Below are 22,586 nucleotides of genomic sequence, written 5' to 3'. Positions count from 1 at the left end.
GAGGCACGTGTCCGGGGAACGCCCCTGTTCCTGTGATCGAGTCGCGAACCGAGGTGCTTATGCCCCTGGAAGATTCGTCGTCGGCCTTCGCCGACCCGTCCGGGGAGGGCGCGGCCCCGCCGGAGCACGACCTGGAAGGCCACATCATCGAGGCCCGGTCCGAGGACTTCTTCCACGCCAGAGAACTGCAGGTGGACAGCGAGTGGTTCAAGACCGCGGTGTTCTACGAGGTTCTGGTCCGCGCGTTCTTCGATTCCTCCGGCGACGGAACGGGCGATCTCCGGGGGCTGACGTCCAAACTCGACTACCTGTCCTGGCTCGGCGTCGACTGCCTGTGGCTGCCACCGTTCTACGATTCGCCGTTGCGCGACGGCGGATACGACATCCGCGACTTCCGCGCCGTGCTCCCCGAGTTCGGGACGGTCGACGACTTCGTCCAGCTGTTCGATCAGGCGCACCGTCGCGGGATCAGAGTCATCACGGACCTGGTCATGAACCACACGTCCGACACGCACGCATGGTTCCAGGAGTCGCGCGCCGACCCCGACGGCCCGTACGGCGACTTCTACGTGTGGTCGGACCGTGACGAAGGGTATCCGGAGGCGCGCATCATCTTCGTCGACACGGAGACGTCCAACTGGACGTGGGATCCGGTGCGCAAGCAGTACTACTGGCATCGCTTCTTCTCCCATCAGCCGGACCTGAACTACGACAATCCCGACGTCCAGGACGCGATGATCGACGTGCTGCGGTTCTGGTTGGACCTCGGAATCGACGGCTTCCGGTTGGACGCCGTGCCCTATCTGTTCGAGCGGGAGAGCACCAACTGCGAGAACCTGCCCGAGACCCATGCGTTTCTCAAGAAGTGCAGGGCAGTCATCGACGCCGAGTACCCGGGGCGGGCACTGCTCGCCGAAGCCAACCAGTGGCCGTCGGACGTCGTGGAGTACTTCGGGGAACCGGACGTGGGCGACGAGTGCCACATGGCGTTCCACTTCCCGCTGATGCCTCGCATCTTCATGGCCGTGCGGCGGCAGAACCGGTTCCCGATCTCCGAGATCCTCGCGCAGACCCCACCGATTCCGAGCTCGTGCCAATGGGGAATCTTTCTCCGGAACCACGACGAGCTGACGCTCGAAATGGTGTCGGACGAGGAGCGCGACTACATGTATTCCGAGTACGCACAGGATCCGCGGATGAAGGCGAACATCGGCATCCGCCGACGTCTCGCTCCGTTGCTCGAGAACGACCGCAACCAGCTCGAGCTGTTCACCGCGCTGCTGCTGAGCCTGCCGGGTTCGCCCGTCCTCTATTACGGGGACGAGATCGGCATGGGCGACAACATCTGGCTCGGCGATCGGGACTCGGTGCGCACGCCGATGCAGTGGACTCCCGACCGCAACGCCGGATTCTCCCGCGCCGACCCGGCGCGAATGTACTTGCCGGTCATCATGGATCCCACGTACGGCTACCAGTCGGTGAACGTCGAGGCGCAGATGAACTCGACCAACTCGTTGCTGCACTGGACCCGGCGCCTGATCCAGGTCCGCAAACAGCATCCGGCGTTCGGAACGGCGTCGTTCACCGAACTCGGCAGCGCGAACCCGGCCGTCCTGTCGTATGTTCGGGAGACGCCGCCGAGCCAGGACCGGCCGTACAGCGACGTCATTCTGTGCGTCAACAACCTGTCCAGGTTCCCGCAGGCGGTGATCCTGGACCTCACCCAGTTCGCCGGCCGAATTCCCGTGGAGCTCACCGGTTCCGTTCCCTTCCCCTCCATCGGGGAGGACGGGTACATGATCACACTCCCCGGTCACGGATTCTTCTGGTTTGCGCTGGAACCGGATCCGAAGTCCGACGGCGCGGTGAGCGGCCACCCGGTCAGCAGCGAAGCGGAACAGGCGGTGCAGCAGTGAACGAACCCAGCAGTGAACGCATTCCCGACGAGACCCTCGAGCGGCAACTCGTCCGTTGGTTGCCGGACCGGCGGTGGTTCGCCGCCAAGGGCACCACCATTTCGGCGGTGCGGATCCTGCTGCGCCACGAGCTGATGGCGGTCTCCGGCTTCTCCGCCGAGCATCTCCTGGTGTCGGTGGAGTTCGAGGCGGGGCCGCCGCAGGTGTACCAGATACCGCTGGGGTTCCGCAGTCATCTACCCGAGGACCTCGAGCCGTGGGCGCTGCCGGACGGCGACGGAAACATCATGATCGCGTACGACGGCCTGCACGATGCCGAGATCATCACCCTGTATGCCGACTTGCTGTCGGAGGCCGAGGGTTCCGGGCCGGTGCAGTTGAAGACCGTGCCGGGCACGGTGATCGAAGCGGGGCTCCGCGGGCGGACGCTCGGCGCGGAGCAGTCGAACACGTCGGTGGTGCTGGGGGAGAAGCTCCTGATGAAGATCTTCCGTCTGGTCACGCCGGGGGTGAACCCGGACGTCGAACTCCACCTCGCGCTCGCCGAGGCGGGCTGCGAGTACGTGGCGACGCTGCGGGCGTGGATGGAGACGGACGTGGCCGGGATTCTGACCACCCTTGCGATGGTGCAGGATTTCGAGGCCAACTCGGCGGACGGGTGGAGCATGGCGCTCGGCAGCGTCCGCGACCTCCTGATCGAAGCGGATCTCCACGCCGCGGAGTTGGGGACGGACTTCGCCGGTGAGTCCTACCGGATGGGCGCCGCGGTCGCCGAGGTGCACGCGACCCTGGCGCGTGCGCTCGGGGCGGAGGAACGACAGGTGGCGTCGACGACCGTGGAGGCGATGACGCGCAGGCTGGACGCCGCCACCTCGATCGTTCCCGAACTGGGAGAGGTGGCCTCGGCGGTGCGGGGCAAGTTCGCCGAGGCGGAAGCTCTGGGCGCCACCACCGTCCAGCGGATTCACGGCGACCTCCACCTCGGTCAGGTGCTGCGGACGCCGGAGCGGTGGCTGCTGATCGACTTCGAGGGGGAGCCCGCCAAGACGCTCGACGAGCGCCGGGAACGGGACAGTCCGTTGCGGGACGTCGCGGGAATGCTGCGGTCGTTCGACTACGCCGCTCACCACCTGCTGGCCGATTCGGTGCCGATGGGAGCGATGGGGGCGGCGTCGCAGCGGGACTTCCGCGCGAGGGAGTGGGCACAGCGCAACGCCGACGCCTTCTGCGAGGGCTATTCCTCCGTGTCGGGCACCGACCCGCGTGAGGCGGCGGCGTTGCTGCGGGCTTACGAACTCGACAAGGCGGTGTACGAGACCGTGTACGAGGCGCGGAACCGCCCGCATTGGATCGGCCTGCCCCTCTCGGCCATTCGCAGACTCACCGGAGTACCTCGGTGAGGGTGGGGGACGACACCGTGCCCGTGTCGAACTGAGTGCGATACAGCTCCTCGTACCGGCCGCCCGCGGCGAGCAGTTCGGAGTGGGTGCCGCGTTCGACGATGCGCCCGGCCTCGACCACGAGGATCAGATCGGCGGCGCGGACGGTTGACAGCCGGTGCGCGATCACCACCGCGGTCCGTCCGGCGAGGGCTTCGCCCAGCGCCTCCTGGACGGCGGCCTCGGACGTGGAGTCGAGGTGCGCCGTTGCCTCGTCGAGGATGACCACCCGCGGATGCGCGAGCAGCAGGCGCGCGATGGTCAGCCGCTGGCGTTCGCCTCCCGACAGCCGGTAGCCGCGTTCGCCGACCACTGTGTCGAGGCCGTCGGGCAGGGCGGCGACGAGGTCGGTGAGCCGCGCCCGTTCCAGCACCTCCGCGAGTTCGGCCGGCGTGGCGCCCGGGCGGGCGAGCAGGAGGTTGGCACGCACGGTGTCGTGGAAGAGGTGCCCGTCCTGAGTCACCATGCCGACGGTGGCCCGCACGGAGTCGGCGGTCAGGTCGCGCACGTCCACCCCGCCGAGTTTCACCGAGCCGGCGTCTGTGTCGTAGAGCCGGGGAACCAGTTGGGCGATGGTGGACTTGCCTGCTCCGGACGATCCCACCAGCGCGACCATCTGCCCGGGTTCGGCGCGGAACGACAGCTGGTGCAGCACGTCGACGCCGCCGCGGGTGTCGAGGGTCGCGACCTCTTCGAGCGACGCCAGCGACACCTTGTCGGCCGAGGGGTATGCGAACTCGACGGAGTCGAACTCCACCGACACGGGGCCCTCGGGCACCGCGACCGCGTCGGGCTTCTCCGCGATCAGCGGCTTCAGGTCGAGGACCTCGAAGACGCGCTCGAAGCTCACCAGCGCGCTCATCACGTCCATGCGTGCGCTGGCCAGTGCGGTGAGGGGCGAGTACAGCCGGGTCAGCAACATCGCCATCGCGACGACGGCACCCGCGTCGAGTTGTCCGCGCAGTGCGTAGAACCCGCCCAGCCCGTAGACGAGCGCCAGCGCGAGAGCGGACACGAGAGTGAGCGCGGTGACGAACACCGACTGCAGCATCGCCGTGCGGACGCCGATGTTCCGTACCCGCCGGGCACGGACCGCGAACTCGGCGGACTCCTCGGACGGGCGGCCGAACAGCTTCACGAGTGTGGCACCCGGTGCCGAGAACCGCTCCGTCATCTGAGTGCTCATCACCGAATTGTGGTTGGCTGCCTCACGATTGAGTTGCGCCAGCCGCGCTCCCATCTTGCGGGCGGGCAGGACGAAGATCGGCAACAGCAGCAGCGCGCACAGCGTGATCTGCCAGGAGATCCCGATCATCACGATGAGCGTGATGCCGAGCGTGACGAGGTTGGACACCACGCCCGACAGCGTGTCGCTGAACGCGCGCTGCGCACCGATCACGTCGTTGTTGAGGCGGCTGACCAGCGCGCCGGTGCGAGTGCGGGTGAAGAACGCGATCGGCATCCGCTGCACGTGGTCGAACACGGCGGTCCGCAGGTCGAGGATCAGGTTCTCACCGATGCTCGCGGACAGCCACCGCGTCCACAGGGCGAGTGCGGATTCGAGTACGGCGATGACCGCGATGAGCGCCGCGAGGCGCACGACGACGGACACCGCGTCGCCCCCGACGATGGCGTTGACGACACGGCCCGCCAGCACCGGGGTGGCCACGGCCAGCGCGGCCGTGACGACGCTGAGCAGCAGATACCACCCGAGGCTGCGTCGATGCGGCAGGGCGAATCGGGCTATCCGCCGCAACGTCGTGCGGGAGAAGGGTCGACGATCCTCTTGGGCGTGCATCGCGTTGTACATCGCGTTCCACGCCGTGACTTCCATGCTCATGCCAGCGGCCTCCTGTCGCTATCCCCCCACGGTAGAGCCGGGGTATGACACGACGGTAGAACCTCAACGTTACTCGAGGTCAAGCTGCGGGCGGGAAGCGCTACTTCGCGACGTCCACGACCACCCGCGTCGGATCGGACAGGGCCGACACCGTGAAGGGACGGTCCGGTCGGGTCACGCCGATGAACGACTGCGTGACACCTTCGAACACGAGCGCGCCGTTCACCTCGGTCACCGTGCCGCCGGGAACACCGGGCACCGGGTTGGGGCCCGAGTACCCCTCCACATCGCTGTCGAACGGGTACGCCGAGCCGTCGATCTGCACCTGCAGGATGCCGTTGCCCGACACCGGGATCGTCTTGCCGCTGCCGTCCTGCACCGCCTTGTCCACGTATGCGACCCGCCAGCCCGGCGTGCCCTTGCCGCCGAGTTCGTACACCACGCGGTCGAATCCCTCGTGCTCGCCGACGCGGACGTCGGTGACCGTGAGCTTCGCGGACTCGGACGCCGCGGACGATTTCGGCGACGCGTCCGTCGGGATCGGCGCCGACTCGGATTCGAGGGCGCTGCTGGTGGTGGCGGCCGCGGCCGGTGACGTCGCCGCCACACTGCTGGCGGAGTTCGACTCCGAGCATCCGGTGAGCGTCAGGGTCAGGGCGCAGGCGGCGAACGCGGCGAAAGGACCGATCCGGTGGTTGATCATGATCCGATCGTAAGCCGGGGCCGATCAGACACGAGGAAGCCCCTGGCGTGGCGTCGCGATCGCGTCCAGGTACAGCCAATTGCCGTCCTCCCGGACGAATCGGCTGTTCTCGTGCAGCGATTCGCGGTGGCCGTCCAGTACGTAGTGCGCCCGGAACTCGACGGTGCCGGTGGTGTCGAGCAGTCCGCCGCCGCTCGTGCCCAGGATGTCGAGGCGGGTCCAGCGCTGCTCCGGATCGAGGTCGAGAGTCCTGGGCCGCGTGCTCGGATGCCACGTCGCGAGCAGGTAGTCGGCATCCAGCACGGCGAACGCGCTGAACCGTGATCGCATGAGGCGTTCGGCGGTGGGCGCCGTGGTCTCGCCGCGGTGATACCTCCCGCAGCACTCGTCGTACGGTTCACCGAGCAGGCAGGGGCATCGAGCGGTCACGGTTCCAGTATGGACGGCGGTCACACGAGTTTGTGGGCGCGGTCCTTCCAGTACGGCGCGCGGAGTTCCCGCTTGAGGATCTTGCCGGTGGGGTTGCGGGGCAGCAGATCGACGATGTCGACCGTCGTCGGGCACTTGAACTTCGCCAGACGCTGGCGGGTGTAGTGGATCAGCTCGTCCGGTTCGATACTCGTCCCGGTCACCGGCACCACGACAGCCTTGACCGTCTCACCCCAGTGGTCGTCGGGCACGCCGATCACCGCCACCTCCGCCACCGCCGGATGCTCGACGAGCACCCGTTCGATCTCGGGGGAGTACACGTTCTCACCGCCGGTGATGATCATGTCCTTCAGCCGGTCCTCGATGAACACGAAACCGTCGGCGTCCGCGCGTCCCATGTCGCCGCTGCGCAACCATCCGTCGGCGGTGACGGCCTCCGCCGTCGCCTCGGGCTTGCCAAGATACCCGGGCGTGCGTTGTTCCGAACGCCACCACAATTCCCCCGTCTCGCCGGGGGCGACGTCCTCGGCGGTGGCCGGGTCCACGATGCGCATCTCCACACCGGGAATGGGCTGGCCCGCCGACGCCATCCTCTCCTCCTGCGCCGGGTCGCGATGCACCTCGGGCAGCAGAGCGGTGACGACACCCGCGCACTCGGTCATTCCGTAGACCTGGACGAACTCCGCCTCCGGCCAGGCCGCGAGCGCGCTGCGCAGCAACGGCAGCGGCATCGGCGCCGCGCCGTACGTGATGCGATGCAGCGCGCTGAACGCGGCCACGGCCTGCTCGCCCGCGGCCAGCACTCCGGCGATCACCGGCGGCACCAGGAACGCGATGTTCGCACCCGCCGCGAGCGCGCCGAACAGGGACGGGGCGTCGGCCTCCCTGGTGAAGTGGCATCGGGCGCCGGCGTGCACGCCCATGATCGCGTAGCAACTGCCGCCGACGTGGAACAGCGGCATGGCGACAAGCAGGCAGTCGTCGTGCCGCGCGGGCAGGATCTCGAGCACGGCGGCGCTGTGGGCGATCAGGTTGCGGTGGGTCAGCTGAACCCCCTTCGGCCTGCCGGTGGTTCCCGAGCTGTACAGGATCAGGGCGGTCGCATCCGCTCCGACCTCCGGTGGCGACGACAGCACGGACGCCTCGGCGAGCCACGGCTCGAACTCGTCGTGCTCTCCGCCGACGGTGATGATCTGCTCGATGCCGGTCAGCCGGTCGCGCAGTGCCATGACCTGTTGCAGGAACTCGTTGCCCACGAACAGGATCCGCGCCCCGGAATCGTTGATCACGTAGTCGAGTTCCTCACCGGCCAATCGCCAGTTGGGGACTGCGGCGGCCGCGCCGAGGAGCGAGGCGGCGTAGGTGACCTCGAGGCAGGACAGATGGTTCTTGTCGACGAACGCGACCGTGTCGCCCGCCCCGATTCCGCCCTCCGCCAAGGCTCCCGCGATGTGCAGGATCCGGTCGTGCCATCCGGACCACGTGTATTCGGTGCCCTGGAACTGCACGGCGACGTCATCCGGTCGGACCTGCGCCCAGTGCGCGAGTCGGTCGAAGATGATCTCGTTGTCGGCGTCCGACATGCGCCCACCTCTCGTCTGTGACGTCAGTCACATCAGGCTAATAGTCGGTGATCCGATCAGTGACGTTTTGCCTCACGCGGCCGAACTGCTTCGGCTCTGTGTGTCCGCGCGTCGCAGCGCGGCGGTGCCGACGGCGCCGACCACGATCAGAGTGATGCCCAGCCAGTCGGGGTCGTTGTCGGTGACGAGCATCGCGATCCCCACGCCGACCACGAACGGCGGCAGGAAGTCGAACAGTTTGACGAGGGGCGGTGCCACTTCTTCCGGTTCTCCGGGCGCCCGCGGCGCCTGCGTGCTCGCCACGTCCGGATACCACTCGGTGAAGGACAGCGCGAACAGCAGCGCTCCGATCGGGATGATCCAGCCCGTCCAGAAATTGTCCGGCTGGTCGAGGACCAGGTCGCCGTACAGTCCGGCCGCCGCCGATACCGTGAAGGACAGCGCCCACACCAGCGTGATGAGCTGGTTGACCTTGAGGAACAGCGGCGAGGTCCAATATTCCTCGGGCGTGGTCTCTTTCGCGTACGGCAGGGTGAACGGACTGCGTAGCAGCAGCGAGCCGAACGCGAACGCGACCAGCGCCAGGCTCGACATCTCGCCCGACCACTTCTCCAGCCACGTGATCAGGTCGTCGGACGCGAACAGTCCGATGGCGGCGAGACAGCCGAAATAGAGGATGTCGAACACTTCGAGGGGTTTGAGGGTTCCGCCGCGGCGGTGGCTGAGGAACAGGAACAGAATCGACAACCCGAGAGCGGTGGCGACCGATTCCTCGAACCGCCCGGGACCGGACAGCAGCGACATCAGGATCCACGGCGCCAGGCCGGCGAAGGGTGATTGCAGGAACGCGTCGACGAACCGCGATCCCGCCCGGGGTTTGGGGGATTCGTTGGCCATGAGGCTCTCCTTCGCACCGGCGATACCGGAATTCTCCCAGGTCGGTACTTCCGTCGTGGGCGTTTCCGCGCGGGTCTCCGTGTCCGAGATCACGGCCGCGGGGACCCAAGATCAGGGTGGTCCCTGATGGCGGGCCGCCGCGGGTGTCGACAAGATGGAGGAGTGCGCCGCGCGTGCACCGTCCCGGCCCGTCACCACGGGGCCGGACCGCCACAAGAGGAATGACGAAAGGCGATCATGAGCACGCATGCCCCCGCTGTCGCTGCCCGTGCTGTCGAGCTGTCCAAGACGTACGGCACCGGCGACACCCAGGTTCACGCGCTCAGCGCGGTATCCGCCGAGTTCGCCCGTGGTGAGTTCACCGCGATCATGGGACCGTCCGGTTCCGGTAAGTCGACGCTGATGCACTGCCTGGCAGGTCTCGACGCGGCCAGTTCGGGTTCCGTCCTGATCGGCGACACCGAGTTGACGACGCTGACGGACAAACAGATGACGCAGCTGCGACGCGACCGCATCGGTTTCGTATTCCAGGCGTTCAACCTGGTGCCGACGCTGACGGCACTGGAGAACATCACCCTTCCGCTGGACATCGCGGGCCGCAAGCCGGACGCCGCGTGGCTCGAGAACGTGCTCACCAAGCTCGGACTGCAGGACCGTCTCGAGCATCGCCCCGGCGAGTTGTCCGGCGGTCAGCAGCAGCGGGTCGCGTGCGCCCGCGCCCTGGCCGGGCAGCCGGAGATCATCTTCGGCGACGAGCCCACCGGCAACCTCGACTCGAAGTCGTCGGGTGAGGTGCTGGCGATCCTGCGGGCGGCGGTGGACGAGTTCCACCAGACCGTCGTCATCGTCACGCACGATCCCCGCGCGGCGGCCTACGCCGACCGGGTGGTCTTCCTCGCCGACGGCAAGATCGTCGACGAACTGCGGGACCCGACGGCCGATTCGGTCCTCGACACGATGAAGCGACTCGACGAGCCCGCCCACGCCCTCGCGTCCGACGCGGCGGTCTGACCGCATGGCGTCCACATCCAGCGCTCCGATGCGCAAGGTGTCGCTGCGCAATCTGGCGGCACACAAGGTTCGGCTGGCACTGACGGTGCTGTCCGTGGTGCTCGGCACCGCGTTCGTCGCAGGCTCCTTCGTCTTCACCGACACACTCCAGAAGACGTTCGACTCGATCTTCGAGAACACCGCGCAAGGGGTCGACGTCCGCGTGTCGAGCGAGGAGCGCAACTCCAGCGGAGTGCCCCTCGCCGACCTCGACACCATCACCGCGCTCGACGGAGTGCGCGCGGTGGCACCAGCCGTCAGCGGGCAGATCGTCCTCATCGACTCCGACGGCGCCGCCGTCCAGACTGGTGGTGCGCCGAGCATCGGCGAGTCGTACCTCCCGCCGGGTCAGGCGCTCGGTGAACCCGACGAATACGTTCAGGGCGGCCCGCCGGCCCAGGTCGGTCAGATGGCCGTCAACGCCAGTGCCGCCGAACGCGCGCAACTGGCGGTCGGCGACACCACCAAGGTTCTCGTGCCCGCTCGCGGCATGGTCGACGTCACCGTCTCCGGCATCTACGACACCGGCAACGAGACCGGTGGATTCATCGGCGCGACGTTCGTCGACTCGCAGGCCCGCGAACTGTTCACCGACGGCAAGCACGTCGAGTACATCGACGTCGCCGGAACGGGTCCGTCCCAGACCGAATTGCGCGACGAGATCGCCGCGGCCCTTCCCGACGCGAAGGTCCAGACCGGCGACGAGGTGCGCGAGGAAACCAAGGCGCAGGTGACGGAGGCGCTGAGCTTCATCAACTACTTCCTCCTCGCATTCGGTGCGATCGCCCTGCTCGTCGGCACGTTCATCATCTACAACACGTTCTCGATGATCGTGGCCCAGCGCCTGCGCGAACTGGCGCTGCTCCGCGCGATCGGTGCCAGCCGCAAGCAGGTGGGCCGTTCCGTGGTCTTCGAGGCCCTCGTGGTCGGCGTGATCGGCAGCGCGATCGGGATCGCCGCCGGCGTCGGCCTGGCCTACGGTCTGCGCGGACTGCTGAACGCGTTCGACGTCGGTCTGCCCGAGGGGCCCCTGCAGGTGGGGCCGCGCACGGTTCTCATCGCCCTCGTGGTCGGGGTGCTGGTGACGACGATCAGCGCGTACGCGCCCGCCCGGCGCGCGTCCAAGGTGCCGCCGGTCGCGGCGATGCGGGAGGAATTCGCGTCCACCGGTGACTCGCTGCACGTGCGGACCGTCGCCGGCGCCGTCCTCGGGGTACTCGGCGTCGTGGGACTCGTGATCGGTTCGCGCGGCACGGGTGGGGGCGCGGCCGCCGTCGTCGGTGCCGGCGCGCTCGGTCTGATCCTGGCCGTGCTGTTCGCTGCGCCTGCGTTGTCCCGGCCGATCGTCGGGGCGCTCGGAGCGGTACTGGCCAAGCCGTTCGGCCCGGTCGGGCGCCTGGCCCGCACCAATGCCGTGCGGAATCCGCGTCGTACCGCCGCCACCGCGTTCGCGCTGACGCTCGGTCTGATGCTCGTGTCCGTGATCGGCGTGTTCGGCGCGTCCGCGAAGGCCAGCGTCAACCAGCTCGTCGACTCGGGGGTGTCCGCCGACTACGTGCTCACCGGCCCCAACCAGATCGGTGTGCCCAGCGGCGCGGCGAGGGCCGTGCGGAACCTCGACGACGTCCAGAGCGCCGCCGCCCTGCATCCGGTGTCCGTGAAGGTCGACGACGAGCAGCAGCAGGGCGCGTCGCTGGACGGCCCGCTCGAGGGCGTCCTCGACTACAAGCTCGTCGCGGGCGGCGCCGATCTGACGGGTAACCACCTCATCGTGTCCCAGACGACGGCCGCGCAGAAGGGCTGGACACTGGGGACAACCGTCCCGATGACGAGCGCGGACGGCAAGGTCGTCGACGCCGAGGTGACAGGTGTCTTCGAGGACAACCAGCTGGTCGGCGACTGGCTCGTCTCGGACGACGTGTACCGCCAGGTGATGCCCGCCGCGACCATTCCCGATCTGGCTGTCCTCGTCGACGCGAAGCCGGGTGCAGATCTGACGCAGCTGCGCGCCGACCTCGAATCCGCGACCAAGCAGTTCGTCGTGGTTCAGGTGCAGGACCGCGAACAGTTCAAGGGAACACAGGGGCAACAGATCGACACACTCCTCGCCATCCTCTACGGATTGCTCGCACTCGCCGTCGTGATCGCGATTCTCGGCATCATCAACACGCTCGCGCTGTCGGTGGTCGAGCGTCGGCGGGAGATCGGCATGCTCCGCGCGGTCGGAATGCAGCGGTCCCAGATGCGTCGCACGATCTACCTTGAGTCGATGCTGATCGCGGTGTTCGGTGCGGCCGTCGGCGTGCTGCTCGGCATCGCATTCGGCTGGGGTTTCGTGAGCACCCTGAAGGACCAGGGGCTCGACCAGGTGACGGTGCCGTGGGGGCAGGTGATAGCGATGCTCCTCGGATCCGGCGTGGTCGGCGTCCTCGCCGCGCTGTGGCCGGCGAGCCGGGCCGCCCGCACCCGGCCGCTGGAGGCCATCGCCGATCTCTGACCCGTGAGTACTTGTCAACCGCCCGCGGTTGACAAGTACTCACGGGTGCGGAGCGCGTTTGATATGACTTGTGCCAGAGATGTGATGGCGGTCATGTTCGTCGCAGGGGCAGATTGGGCGGGTACGGGGACAGTGCAGAGAATTGTGATCGTCGGAGCGGGCCTGGCAGGTCTGCGCACAGCCGAGGAACTCCGGCGGGCCGGATACGAGGGTGACCTGGTGCTTCTCGGCGGTGAACCGCACCTTCCGTACGACCGCCCGCCGCTGTCGAAGGAAGTGATGCGCGGGGAGAAGAGCGACACCACACTCAAGCCGCGCGAGTTCTTCGACGAGAAGAACATCCAGTTGCGTCTGGGGGTCGAGGCGGCCTCGGTGGACACCGGTTCCCGCATCCTGAGACTCGCGGACGGCACCGAACTCGGCTACGACGAACTGGTGATCGCCACCGGCCTCGTGCCGCGGCGGATACCGGGTCTGCCCGAGCTCGCGGGCGTCCACGTTCTCCGGTCCATCGACGAGAGCCTGGCGTTGCGCGCGGACCTCGCCGAGGCCAAGCGGGCACTGATCGTCGGCGCGGGCTTCATCGGCTGCGAGCTGGCGGCGAGCATGCGGGCCGGTGGTCTCGACGTGGTGGTGGTGGAGCCGCAGCCGACACCGCTCGCGTCCGTGCTCGGCGAGAAGATCGGCGGACTCGTCGCCCGGCTGCACACGGACGAGGGAGTCGACCTGCGTGCCGGTGTCGGGCTCACCTCGCTGGTGGGCACGGACCGCGTCACCGGAGCCGTCCTCGGCGACGGAAGCGAGGTGGACGTCGACGTGGTGGCGATCGGAGTCGGCTCGGTGCCGGTCACCGCGTGGCTCGACGGCTCGGGCGTCGAACGGGACAACGGTGTGGTGTGCGACGGCGTGGGACGCACGGCGGTCCCGCACGTATGGGCAGTCGGCGACGTGGCCGCGTGGCAGCTGAAGGTGGGCGGTCGCAAACGCGTCGAGCACTGGAGCAATGCCGGTGAGCAGGCCAAGATCCTCGCCGGGGCGTTGACCGGGACCGGCGACGAGAACGCCGCCGCTCAGGTGCCGTACTTCTGGAGCGACCAGTACGACATCAAGATCCAGGCACTGGGCACGGTGGCGGCCACCGACGAGGTGCACGTGATCAAGGACGACGGCCGCAAGTTCCTCGCCTACTACGAGCGGGACGGCATCCTGGCGGGTGTCGTCGGCGCCGGCATGGCGGGGGGCGTTATGAAGATGCGGGGCAAGATCGCGGCGGGAACTCCGATCGGGGAGGTCCTCGAGGCCGCGTCGGCGTAGGCCGCCGGGCGGGGGCGCGATAGATTCTCCGGGTGATTGTTGCGCTCATCGACTCGGGTCTCGGCATGTTGCCGACGTCGGCGTGGCTGCGCAAGTTGCGACCGGAACTGGATCTGATCCTCGCTCTGGATCCGGACGGGGCTCCGTGGGGTCCCAAGCCGGAACAGTGGGTGATCGACCGCGTTCTCGCGACCGCGCAGCGCTGCCTCGACCGCGGAGCCGAGGTGATCGTGCTGCCGTGCAACACGGCGAGCGTCACGGCGCTCGACCACGTCCGGGAGTTCGTCGGACCGGCTGTTCCGGTCGTCGGCACGGTTCCGGCGATCAAGCCGGCGGCCGCCGCGTGTCCGTCGGTGGCCGTCTGGGCGACCGCGGCGACCACGGCGAGCCGGTATCAGGCCGATCTGATCGAGAAGTTCGGGAACGGCAGTTCCGTGGTGGGTGTCGCGTGCCACGGTCTCGCCGAGGCGATCGACCGCGGCGAGCGGGACGCGGCCACCGCTGCCATCGCCTCCGCCGTGGAGCGCACACCCGACGACGTGGGCGGGGTGGTGCTGGGCTGCACCCACTATCCGTTGATGGCCGACGAGATCGCGGCGCAGCTTCCCGCCGGGGTGCGGTTGTTCGACAGCGCGGAGGCGGTGGCGGCGCAGACCCTCCGCCGTATCGATGCGTTGAACCGTCCGAGCGCGGGGGAGGGCACCGTCGAGGTCTTCCTCAGCGGCAGGCCCGGGCGGCTGCCCGCGAGCGCCGAGGCGTTCCCCGCCGGTCAGCTGTTGTCGGCGGGGCGTTCTCAGCCGAGCTGAACCATCCCGGCCGCCACGACGCGTGCGACGTTGTCGAGTTCCTCGCCGTGCCGTCGCGGCAGGTCGTCGAGGTCGTGGAGGCGGTCGTTGCCCGCCACGGAGAACATCGCGGCCACCCACGCCGTCGCGCAGGCCCGGAGCGTCCCGGGTTGCACGGGGTAGGGCGAACTGGCCTGCAGGAGACGCTCGGTGATGTCGCTGAGGTAGTCGCGGAACCGCCGCAGGTGTGCACGGACGTCCGGGTGGGTCTCGGCCTCGCGCCAGATGATCACGCGCATCACCGACGAGTGGTGATCGCGCAGATTCAGCGCGTTGTCGAGGTTGACGAGGCTGGCGGCGGGGTCGCCCGGAGTCACCAGGGGGGCCACGTCGCCGAAGGGTTCGGTGGGCAGTCTCTCGGACAGCAGCGCCAGAAGGATGTCGGTTTTGGAGGGGAAGTAGTAGAACACCAGTCCTTTCGGGACGTGCGCGGCAGAGGCGATCGATGCGGTGGACGTGGCATCGAATCCGTGTACGGCGATGAGGGATTCGGCGGCGTCGAGAATCAGTTCCCGGGCGTCGCCGTCGATCTTCGCGCTGCGCCGCCGCCGGCCTTTCCGCGGTTGGAGGCCACCGGGCTTACCGAGATGAGGTGCTGGCATGGGCCTTTCCGGACGTGAACGGCGGGGCGCAGGCCGTAAGCCTGCGCCCCGCCCCAATCGATGTTCTCGGTGCTGTGGTTCACAGATCAGTGATGTGTCGCCAGACCTCCGTGTCCGTGCATCCGGGAACTCATCATCGGCAACCCCGTGACAGCCACGACGACTGCCAGGACACCGACGACCCATGCGGTCCACGACGCGCCCGTGAATGCGTCGAAGTTCATCACCCACGGGGAGAGGAACAACAGCACTCCGAAGACGGCCATCGCGTACTCGGCCACGGTCATCTCCGGGCGGCTCATGTGGACGAGACCGGAGAGGGCCACGAGTACACCGAGCACGATGAGTGACCACATCGCGGCGTTGTTGGTGTCGAGCCACAACGGCGAGAGCGCCGCGAAGGCTCCGATCACGATCGCCACCACATCTTGCATACGACTCCACGATCTCATGTCCAGCCTCCTCGAAATGGATTGTGTCCACCTCGAGTACACGCCAGATTGACCGACCGATCAATACCTGGCTCGTTGCAGTCGGATAACGCGAACTGCAGGTCAGAGTATGTTTCGTGATTTTTGCCCGTGCTGTCGCGGCGGCTGTCGGCCCCCTGTGGGACAGTGCCTTCGTGACTTCCACCGCGGACGACGTGAAGCGCGCACTCGACGAGTTGTCGGACGAGACCGACGCCGTCAATCTGGCACGGTTCTTCAAGACCGGTCCGGGGGAGTACGGGGAGGGCGACGTCTTCATCGGCGTGCGGGTTCCCGGGACGCGCAGCGTGGTTCGTGCGCACGCCGATCTGGACCTTCCGGAGGTGACGGTGCTCCTCGACAGTCCGGTGCACGAGCATCGACTGGCGGGGCTGCTGGTGCTCGCGACGCAGTTCGACCGGGCGGCGAAGGCAGACGACGACGCCCTGCGCGAGAAGATCGCGACCTTCTACCTCGACGTGGTGATGCGGGGACGGGTGAACAACTGGGATCTGGTGGACTCGTCCGCCGACCGGATCCTGGGCGCGTGGCTGTACGACCGGCCGCGCGCCCCGGTGTTCGATCTGGCCGCGGACGACGACCTCTGGCGGCGCCGTGTCGCGCTGCTCAGTACGTTCGGTTTCATCCGCCGAGGTGACGCCTCCACGACGCTCGAGGTCGCGGAGCGTGTTCTCGGTGATCGCCGCGACCTCACGCAGAAGGCGACGGGCTGGATGCTGCGCGAGGTCGGCAAGCGGGTCGACCGCGACCTGCTCACCGGTTTCCTCGACCGGCACGCCGCGGCGATGGGCCGCACCGCCCTGACGTATGCGTGCGAGCATCTGACCGCAGAGGAGCGTGCGGGCTACCGCGCGATGCGGTGACCGGATACCCGCTACATTCGGTGGCATGACTGCTCCCGCGCCCACTCGCCGCCGCCGACGTGCCGGGGTGATCCTCGGCGCCGTCGTCGCTGTGATGGTCGTCGTGGCGGGAGGGGTGTTGTGGCTCGCGCCGGACCGCTATCTACCGTGGGACACCGCAGAATTCCCGGCCGTCGACACATCCGCGTTGTCGCCGCAGCAGGCACGGATCGTCGGGCTGCTCGAGGCCGAACACGACAGGCAGCGGCCGGGCACGTTCTACTCCGAAGGGGTCGAGGAGCCCTGGTGCGCGGACTTCGTCAGCTGGATCATGCGGGAAGCCGGCCTGCCGCTGGCGAATCCGAATTCCGGGCACTGGCGGATTCCCGGGGTCTACACGTTGCAGGAGTACTACGAGTCGCAGTCGCGGTTCGAGGAGGTCGGGGGCGGATACCGCCCGACCGTCGGGGACGTGGTGCTCTACGACAACAGCAGCTGGGTCGGCCAGCACACCAATGTCGTCGTCGCGGTGGACGGGGACACCGCTACGACGGTCGGCGGCAACGAGTTCGGCCGTATCCGCGTCCACACCGTGGACTGGACGAGCGACTCCGCCGTCGTCGGCTTCGGCCGGCTCGGGTGAGCGGAGTCAGAATTCGATCTTGAGGTGGTCGGTGACCGGCCGGGCCTGGCAGCCCAGGATGTAGCCGCTCTCGATGTCCTCGGGGTCGAGGATTTCGCTGTTCTCCATCTCGACCTTGCCCTCGAGCACGGTGCACGCGCAGGACCCGCACTCGCCCTCCTGGCAGGAGTAGGGCACGTCGATTCCCTTGGCCAGCATGATGTCGACGAGGGTCTGCTTGCGGGGCCAGCTCAGGTTGTGGATCTCGCCGTCGAGTTCCACCTCCACGGTGGCGGCGTCGGCGGCCTCGTCGTCGGTGACCTCCACGACGTCGGCGTCACGGAACGGGTCGCCGGCCAGCGAGTTGAACACTTCGGCGTGCACCTGGCTGCGGGGCATCCCGGCGTCGGCGAGCGCCTTGTGGATGGTGTCCATGAACGGCACCGGTCCGCACATGAATGCTTCGTGCCCCAGGTAGGGCGCGACGGCGGAGGCGAGTTGATCGACGCTCGGCAGTCCCTGGACCGTCTCGAGCCAGTGGATGGACACGAGCCGTGACGGGTACCGGCTCGCGAGCGTGCGGAGTTCCTCCGCGAAGATGACCGACTTCTCGTCGCGGTTGGCGTAGAAGAGCACGACCTTGCCGGACCCCTCGGTGAGGGCGGACTTGAGGATCGAGATCACCGGCGTGACGCCACTACCTGCCGCGAACAGCAGGAAGTCGTGGTCCAGTGACTTGGGGGTGAACACTCCCGACGGGGGGAGGACCTCGAGGGTGTCGCCGACGGCGATGTTGTCGCAGAGCCAGTTGGACCCGTAGCCCTCGGCCGTCCGCTTGACGGTCACCTTGGGGGCGTCGTCGGTGAACGGTGAGCTGGCCAGCGAGTAGCACCGGGCGACCGAGCCCGTGCGGTCGCTGGGGATGCGCAGGGTGAGGAACTGGCCCGGCTTGTAGGCGAACTTGTCGGCGAGGTCTGCCGGGACGTCGAAGACCAGTGACCGGGAGTCGGGTGTTTCCTCGACCACGCCCGACACGGTGAGCACCACCGATCGTGAGCTGTGCGGCACCTCGACAGTCGTCATCGTGTGTGCAGTCCTTCCGTACTTCGCAGCGCCGGAACGCTCGCTTGCCTGCTCCAAATATAGAACAGGTTCTAGTTTTTGCCTAGCGGGTGGACTCCGCGTGAAGTGGACATCCTATCGAGTGCCGCCCCCTCCGGCTCGGCCCGGCCGCACCTGCCCGTTCGGGCAGTTTGTGCGCCGCGGTCGGACGGTTCGGCCCCGCAGGCCTGTAACCGGGGCCCGAACTAGGTCACAGTGGATTCCAGGTGAGACGCCGATCACATCGAGTGCGTCCCCTTCCGCAACGCTTCAGATCCGACATCGACTAATCGAGGAGACGGCCATGGCCATCGAGCTCAACCAGATCTGGGACTTCCCCATCAAGGAATTCCACCCGTTCCCGCGGGCACTGATGGGAGTGGGCGCCCACGACATCATCGGCGTCGAGGCGAAGAACCTCGGATTCAAGAGGACCCTGCTCATGACCACGGGCCTGCGCGGCTCGGGCATCATCGAGGAACTGGTCGGCAAGATCGAGTACCAGGGCGTCGAGGTCGTGCTCTACGACAAGGTCGAGTCCAATCCCAAGGACTACAACGTCATGGAAGCCGCCGCGCTCTACCAGAAGGAGAAGTGCGATTCGATCATCTCCGTCGGCGGCGGCTCGAGTCACGACGCCGCCAAGGGCGCCCGGGTGGTGGTCGCGCACGACGGCCGTAACATCAACGAGTTCGAGGGATTCGCGAAGTCCACCAACAAGGAGAACCCACCCCACATCGCCGTATCCACCACGGCCGGTACGGGTTCGGAGACATCGTGGGCGTACGTCATCACCGACACGTCGGACATGAACAACCCGCACAAGTGGGTGGGATTCGACGAGGCGACCATCGTGACCCTCGCGATCGACGACCCGCTGCTGTACTACACCTGCCCCCAGCACTTCACGGCGTACTGCGGATTCGACGTTCTCGCGCACGGCAGTGAGCCGTACGTGTCGCGTCTCGACTTCGCGCCGTCGCTCGGCAACGCGCTGTACTCGGTGGAACTGGTCGCGAAGAACCTGCGGGAGGCCGTGTTCGAGCCGCGCAACCTGAAGGCCCGCGAGGGAATGATGAACGCGCAGTACATCGCCGGCCAGGCATTCAACTCCGGCGGCCTCGGCATCGTGCACTCCATCTCGCACGCGGTCAGCGCGTTCTTCGACAGCCACCACGGCCTGAACAACGCCATCGCCCTGCCCCGCGTCTGGGAGTACAACCTGCCGTCGCGGTACGAGCGCTACGCTCAGCTGGCTGGAGCGCTGGGCGTGGACACCCGCAACCTCACCACGGTGCAGGCAGCGGACGCAGCGGTCGAGGCGGCCATCCGCCTGGCGAAGGACGTCGGCATTCCGGACAACTTCGGTCAGGTGCGCACCGACTCGTACGACAAGAACCAGATGAACACCAAGAAGTACGAGGGTCGCGGTGACACCATCCGGGGCGACGAGAAGACCGTGCGGGCCATCTCCGAGCACATCCAGGGCGACTGGTGCACACCGGGCAACCCGCGCGAGGTGACGGTCGAGTCGATGCTCCCCGTGGTCGATCACGCGATCAACAACGCGTACTGACCGACCGCAGAAGACTCGCGTCCGGGGCGGGCGCCTCACCCCAGCCCGGCCCCGCCCCGGACGCGTTCCCACCACCACACCGCTGACGAAGGACGGACGCCCCGATCATGACTGCACCGCACACAGCCCCGGAACCGGAGGACATCCGCTTCGCCGACGGCGCGGAACTGAAGGAGGCGTTGCGCGAGGTCGACTACATCGCCGACGACGAGTTCGCGGTGGTCGTCCACCTGGCGACCGCGCTCGAGCGCCCGCTGCTGCTGGAGGGGCCTGCCGGCGTCGGCAAGACGGAGCTGGCGAAGTCGCTGGCCGAGGCGTCGGGGCGGAAGCTCGTTCGGCTGCAGTGCTACGAAGGTCTCGACGACAACCGGGCCCTGTACGAGTGGGACTACGCGAAACAGCTTCTGCACGTGCAGATGTTGCGCGACCGCATCGGTGAGAAGATGGCCGCGTTCGACGATGTCGCCGAGGCGTCGCAGTTCCTGGCCGCGCAGGATTTCGGATTGTATTCGGAGAAGTTCCTGTCGGTCCGCCCGCTGCTCGAGGCGATCCTGTCACCGGAACCGGTGGTGCTGCTCGTCGACGAGGTGGACCGCACCGAGGAGTCGATGGAGGCGCTGCTCCTCGAAGTTCTCGCGGAGGGACAGGTCACCATCCCCGAAGTGGGGACGTTCACCGCGCGGTCGGCGCCGTGGGTGATCCTGACGTCCAACGACACTCGTGAACTGTCGCCCGCACTCAAGCGTCGTTGCCTGCACTACCACCTCGGCTACCCGACACCACAGCGCGAGCGGGACATCGTGACGGCCAAGGCCCCCGAGGTCGAGGAGGCCGTCGCGGCGGACGTGGTGGATCTGGCTCGCACGCTGCGGCAGTTGCCGCTCCGCAAGAGTCCGTCCATCGCGGAGGTCATCGATGCGGCCCGGGCGGCGGTGGTCCTGAAGTCGACGGGAGTGGCCGTGAGTTCGCAGGCCGAGGTCCGCGACATCCTGCTCACCGCCCTGCTGAAATACACCAGCGACGTCGAACTGGTCCGCACCCGGCTCTCCGGCGAACAGCCTGTCCCGGCGGACGACGGCGAAACCGCTCCGGCCGGGCCGGTGGAGCGGGTGACGGTCGCATCGCGGCCGGCCAACACCACCACGGCCGTCTTCCGCGGGCACGGTGGCCGCGACCGGGGCGGCGTCGGCGCGGGTCGGCAGGGCAGGCGCTGACGATGCTCCGCCCGCAGCCCGACCCCTCTCCGTCCCTGCCCGCGCAACTTCTCGACGTGCTCGCGGCGTCCTTCGGAAAGGTGTTGCGCCGCTACGGCGTCGCCGCGTCTCCTGCTGAGGTCATCGAGGCTCGCCGGGTGTTCGGCCTGGTCGGCGGCCGCGACCTGCCCACACTGAGGGCGTCGCTGCGAGCGGTGTGCGCGAAGTACACGTACGAGCAGGCGGGTTTCGACCGCGCCTTCGACGTGTTCTTCGCATCGGTCGCCGACGCCGCACCCGACGCGCGTCCCCCGTACCGGACCGAGTTCGCGGAGGGCCTGCCCTCCGCGCTGGAGGTGGCGGACAACGCGGAGACCGCCCGGTACGCGGAGTACAACGAGCGCGCCGCCGAGGTGGGCGACCACTTCGACACCCCCGAAGCGCAGAAGGGTTTCAACCCCCACAAGGACGACGACGACGTCAGCATGACGTCGAGCGACGCGGATCTGTCCGTCGATTCGGAAGCCGAGTCCGGACGACGCGGTGTCACCTACACGGTGGAGGTCGAGCGGGCGGCGAGCACCGCCGTCGGTGACCTGGCGTCGTCGACGAGCGGTGCCGTCGTCGGATCGTTGTCCTGGGACGATCCGGAGTCGATTCTCGCGTGGCTCGACGCCTACGACCCGAGCACGGTCTACGCCGATTCCGATGGGGCCGAACCACTCACCGCGGCCCAGCTGAACCGGCTGGCGGAGGCGGTGGAGGCCTTCGTCGGCGCGCTGGCGGACGCCCGCGACCTGACCGCCGGACCCGCAGAAGCACCGGGGACCACGGGCGGCGCGGTGTCGGCCACGTCCCGTGCCGAAGTGAATCAGGCGTGCTACGAGGTGCTTCGGCGGATGCGCGGACCGTCACGCCCCCGCCCGCGCGAACTGGCGCGGGGCCGGCTCGACATGCGCCGGACCGTGCGCGCGAGCCTGCGGACCGAGGGCATACCCTTCCACCTCATGGTGAAGGCGCCCCGCCCGGACCGGGTGCGGGTGCTGATTCTCGCGGACGTGTCGCTGTCGGTGCGACCCGTCACCGCCTTCACCCTCCGGCTGGCACAGGCCATGCATCGCCGGGCGAGCCGCTGCCAGGTCCTGGCGTTCGTGGACCGGCCCGTCGACGTCACGGACACTCTCCTCGCCGGGGCCGACGACGACGCGCTCGCGTCGGTGCTCGCCGACCCGCGCATCGATCTGGAGGCGAGCAGCGACTACGGCCGGGTGTTCTCCGACGTGCTGACCGCGTTCGGCACCGACGTGAACTCCCGCACCTCGGTGGTCGTCGTCGGCGACGGGCGGTGCAACGGCCTCCCACCGGGTGTCGACGAATTCGCCGAACTGCGTCGCAAAGTGCACCGGCTGGCCTGGATCACCCCGGAACCCGAGCGGTACTGGAACCAGGCATCGTGCGCGATGCCGGAGTACGCCGAGATCTGCGACCGTGTCGTCGTCGCGCGGGATGCCGCCCAGCTGATGTCCCGCGCGGCCGAGCTGGGGCACGCGTTGCGGTGAAGATCCCGTCTACCTACCCGATCGGGTAGGTACGTACCTGTCCTTCGGTGGGTGTGGGAGCTCGTCCCGGACCGTAGGGTCTAGGTC

Annotated in this window: 19 protein-coding genes; 11 read left to right on the top strand and 8 right to left on the bottom strand. The window is 68.0% G+C overall.

All coding sequences use genetic code 11. The features are described 5' to 3' along the window. Window positions 1-59 precede the first annotated feature (59 nt). Complete coding sequence (gene treS / locus HGB39_RS14830; protein ID WP_005573937.1) at window positions 60-1,916, top strand: maltose alpha-D-glucosyltransferase; 1,857 nt, start codon at window positions 60-62, stop codon at window positions 1,914-1,916. Beyond that, the gene (locus HGB39_RS14825; protein ID WP_005573935.1) at window positions 1,913-3,316 is read left to right on the top strand and encodes a maltokinase N-terminal cap-like domain-containing protein; all 1,404 of its coding nucleotides are present in this window, start codon (window positions 1,913-1,915) and stop codon (window positions 3,314-3,316) included. The genes treS and HGB39_RS14825 overlap by 4 nt, the downstream gene beginning before the upstream one ends. On the opposite strand, the gene HGB39_RS14820 is transcribed toward HGB39_RS14825, so the two are convergent. From HGB39_RS14820 to HGB39_RS14800, 5 genes are all read right to left on the bottom strand, one after another. Then, window positions 3,297-5,195 (bottom strand): ABC transporter ATP-binding protein, encoded by a 1,899-nt coding sequence (locus HGB39_RS14820; RefSeq protein WP_005573934.1) that lies wholly within the window; start codon window positions 5,193-5,195, stop codon window positions 3,297-3,299. The genes HGB39_RS14825 and HGB39_RS14820 overlap by 20 nt on opposite strands. 100 nt (window positions 5,196-5,295) lie before the next feature. After that, a complete protein-coding gene (locus tag HGB39_RS14815; protein WP_005573933.1) occupies window positions 5,296-5,898 on the bottom strand; it encodes an AMIN-like domain-containing (lipo)protein in 603 nt (200 codons plus the stop codon). A 24-nt stretch (window positions 5,899-5,922) separates the two neighbouring features. Continuing rightward, window positions 5,923-6,351 carry a YchJ family protein gene (locus HGB39_RS14810; RefSeq protein ID WP_005573931.1) on the bottom strand — a complete coding sequence of 143 codons (429 nt, stop codon included), beginning with the start codon at window positions 6,349-6,351 and terminating at the stop codon, window positions 5,923-5,925. Further along, on the bottom strand, window positions 6,348-7,910 hold the full coding sequence (locus HGB39_RS14805; protein ID WP_005573930.1) for a long-chain-fatty-acid--CoA ligase: 1,563 nt from the start codon (window positions 7,908-7,910) through the stop codon (window positions 6,348-6,350). The genes HGB39_RS14810 and HGB39_RS14805 overlap by 4 nt, the downstream gene beginning before the upstream one ends. A gap of 72 nt (window positions 7,911-7,982) precedes the next feature. Then, window positions 7,983-8,900 carry a DUF3159 domain-containing protein gene (locus tag HGB39_RS14800; protein WP_005573928.1) on the bottom strand — a complete coding sequence of 306 codons (918 nt, stop codon included), beginning with the start codon at window positions 8,898-8,900 and terminating at the stop codon, window positions 7,983-7,985. Window positions 8,901-9,044: 144 nt separating this feature from the next. Here HGB39_RS14800 and HGB39_RS14795 point away from each other — a divergent pair, with 144 nt between their 5' ends. The 4 genes from HGB39_RS14795 (at window position 9,045) to HGB39_RS14780 (ending at window position 14,474) form a co-directional block, all read left to right on the top strand. Beyond that, a complete protein-coding gene (locus HGB39_RS14795) occupies window positions 9,045-9,818 on the top strand; it encodes an ABC transporter ATP-binding protein (protein WP_005253776.1) in 774 nt (257 codons plus the stop codon). Between the two features lie 4 nt (window positions 9,819-9,822). Further along, complete coding sequence (locus HGB39_RS14790) at window positions 9,823-12,354, top strand: ABC transporter permease (protein ID WP_005573927.1); 2,532 nt, start codon at window positions 9,823-9,825, stop codon at window positions 12,352-12,354. A gap of 84 nt (window positions 12,355-12,438) precedes the next feature. Beyond that, window positions 12,439-13,668: an NAD(P)/FAD-dependent oxidoreductase gene (locus HGB39_RS14785; RefSeq protein ID WP_182624080.1), complete on the top strand. Its 1,230-nt coding sequence runs from the start codon at window positions 12,439-12,441 to the stop codon at window positions 13,666-13,668. 32 nt (window positions 13,669-13,700) lie between these two features. Beyond that, the gene (locus HGB39_RS14780) at window positions 13,701-14,474 is read left to right on the top strand and encodes a glutamate racemase (protein WP_005253779.1); all 774 of its coding nucleotides are present in this window, start codon (window positions 13,701-13,703) and stop codon (window positions 14,472-14,474) included. Here the strand turns inward: HGB39_RS14780 and HGB39_RS14775 are convergent. Next, window positions 14,462-15,115 carry a TetR/AcrR family transcriptional regulator gene (locus HGB39_RS14775; protein ID WP_005253780.1) on the bottom strand — a complete coding sequence of 218 codons (654 nt, stop codon included), beginning with the start codon at window positions 15,113-15,115 and terminating at the stop codon, window positions 14,462-14,464. The genes HGB39_RS14780 and HGB39_RS14775 overlap by 13 nt on opposite strands. An 86-nt stretch (window positions 15,116-15,201) precedes the next feature. Continuing rightward, complete coding sequence (locus HGB39_RS14770; protein ID WP_025432213.1) at window positions 15,202-15,567, bottom strand: SPW repeat domain-containing protein; 366 nt, start codon at window positions 15,565-15,567, stop codon at window positions 15,202-15,204. A 173-nt stretch (window positions 15,568-15,740) separates the two neighbouring features. On the opposite strand from HGB39_RS14770, the gene HGB39_RS14765 reads away from it, so the two are divergent. Beyond that, the gene (locus HGB39_RS14765) at window positions 15,741-16,469 is read left to right on the top strand and encodes a DNA alkylation repair protein (RefSeq protein ID WP_242323167.1); all 729 of its coding nucleotides are present in this window, start codon (window positions 15,741-15,743) and stop codon (window positions 16,467-16,469) included. A gap of 25 nt (window positions 16,470-16,494) precedes the next feature. Continuing rightward, a complete protein-coding gene (locus HGB39_RS14760) occupies window positions 16,495-17,091 on the top strand; it encodes a CHAP domain-containing protein (RefSeq protein ID WP_039950378.1) in 597 nt (198 codons plus the stop codon). 6 nt (window positions 17,092-17,097) lie between these two features. Here HGB39_RS14760 and HGB39_RS14755 read toward each other — a convergent pair whose 3' ends face one another. Continuing rightward, window positions 17,098-18,153, bottom strand: a complete 1,056-nt coding sequence (locus HGB39_RS14755; RefSeq protein ID WP_005253784.1) for a ferredoxin--NADP reductase — start codon at window positions 18,151-18,153, stop codon at window positions 17,098-17,100. A gap of 322 nt (window positions 18,154-18,475) precedes the next feature. Here HGB39_RS14755 and mdo point away from each other — a divergent pair, with 322 nt between their 5' ends. The 3 genes from mdo (at window position 18,476) to madC (ending at window position 22,499) form a co-directional block, all read left to right on the top strand. Beyond that, window positions 18,476-19,747, top strand: coding sequence for an NDMA-dependent methanol dehydrogenase (mdo, locus tag HGB39_RS14750; protein ID WP_005573920.1), 1,272 nt, complete (start codon window positions 18,476-18,478; stop codon window positions 19,745-19,747). A 107-nt stretch (window positions 19,748-19,854) separates the two neighbouring features. Beyond that, a complete protein-coding gene (locus tag HGB39_RS14745; RefSeq protein ID WP_120659364.1) occupies window positions 19,855-20,961 on the top strand; it encodes a MadB family AAA-type ATPase in 1,107 nt (368 codons plus the stop codon). Between the two features lie 2 nt (window positions 20,962-20,963). Next, on the top strand, window positions 20,964-22,499 hold the full coding sequence (gene madC, locus HGB39_RS14740; protein ID WP_043791200.1) for a MadC family VWA domain-containing protein: 1,536 nt from the start codon (window positions 20,964-20,966) through the stop codon (window positions 22,497-22,499). The last annotated feature ends 87 nt before the right edge of the window (window positions 22,500-22,586 follow it).

Origin of the sequence: Rhodococcus opacus (assembly GCF_012396235.1) — a bacterium.
GTDB lineage: Bacteria > Actinomycetota > Actinomycetes > Mycobacteriales > Mycobacteriaceae > Rhodococcus_F > Rhodococcus_F opacus.
The sequence above is the reverse complement of the archived record's forward strand: the minus strand, read 5'-3'. Positions and strand labels throughout refer to the sequence as shown.

What these genes read in the sequence shown, in the direction of transcription:
- treS (WP_005573937.1), top strand. Translation starts at nt 60, where the DNA reads ATGCCCCTGGAAGATTCGTCGTCGGCCTTCGCCGACCCGTCCGGGGAG.
- HGB39_RS14820 (WP_005573934.1), bottom strand. Translation starts at nt 5,195, where the DNA reads ATGAGCATGGAAGTCACGGCGTGGAACGCGATGTACAACGCGATGCAC.
- HGB39_RS14815 (WP_005573933.1), bottom strand. Translation starts at nt 5,898, where the DNA reads ATGATCAACCACCGGATCGGTCCTTTCGCCGCGTTCGCCGCCTGCGCC.
- HGB39_RS14805 (WP_005573930.1), bottom strand. Translation starts at nt 7,910, where the DNA reads ATGTCGGACGCCGACAACGAGATCATCTTCGACCGACTCGCGCACTGG.
- HGB39_RS14795 (WP_005253776.1), top strand. Translation starts at nt 9,045, where the DNA reads ATGAGCACGCATGCCCCCGCTGTCGCTGCCCGTGCTGTCGAGCTGTCC.
- HGB39_RS14790 (WP_005573927.1), top strand. Translation starts at nt 9,823, where the DNA reads ATGGCGTCCACATCCAGCGCTCCGATGCGCAAGGTGTCGCTGCGCAAT.
- HGB39_RS14785 (WP_182624080.1), top strand. Translation starts at nt 12,439, where the DNA reads ATGGCGGTCATGTTCGTCGCAGGGGCAGATTGGGCGGGTACGGGGACA.
- HGB39_RS14775 (WP_005253780.1), bottom strand. Translation starts at nt 15,115, where the DNA reads ATGCCAGCACCTCATCTCGGTAAGCCCGGTGGCCTCCAACCGCGGAAA.
- HGB39_RS14770 (WP_025432213.1), bottom strand. Translation starts at nt 15,567, where the DNA reads ATGAGATCGTGGAGTCGTATGCAAGATGTGGTGGCGATCGTGATCGGA.
- HGB39_RS14760 (WP_039950378.1), top strand. Translation starts at nt 16,495, where the DNA reads ATGACTGCTCCCGCGCCCACTCGCCGCCGCCGACGTGCCGGGGTGATC.
- HGB39_RS14755 (WP_005253784.1), bottom strand. Translation starts at nt 18,153, where the DNA reads ATGACGACTGTCGAGGTGCCGCACAGCTCACGATCGGTGGTGCTCACC.
- mdo (WP_005573920.1), top strand. Translation starts at nt 18,476, where the DNA reads ATGGCCATCGAGCTCAACCAGATCTGGGACTTCCCCATCAAGGAATTC.
- HGB39_RS14745 (WP_120659364.1), top strand. Translation starts at nt 19,855, where the DNA reads ATGACTGCACCGCACACAGCCCCGGAACCGGAGGACATCCGCTTCGCC.
- madC (WP_043791200.1), top strand. Translation starts at nt 20,964, where the DNA reads ATGCTCCGCCCGCAGCCCGACCCCTCTCCGTCCCTGCCCGCGCAACTT.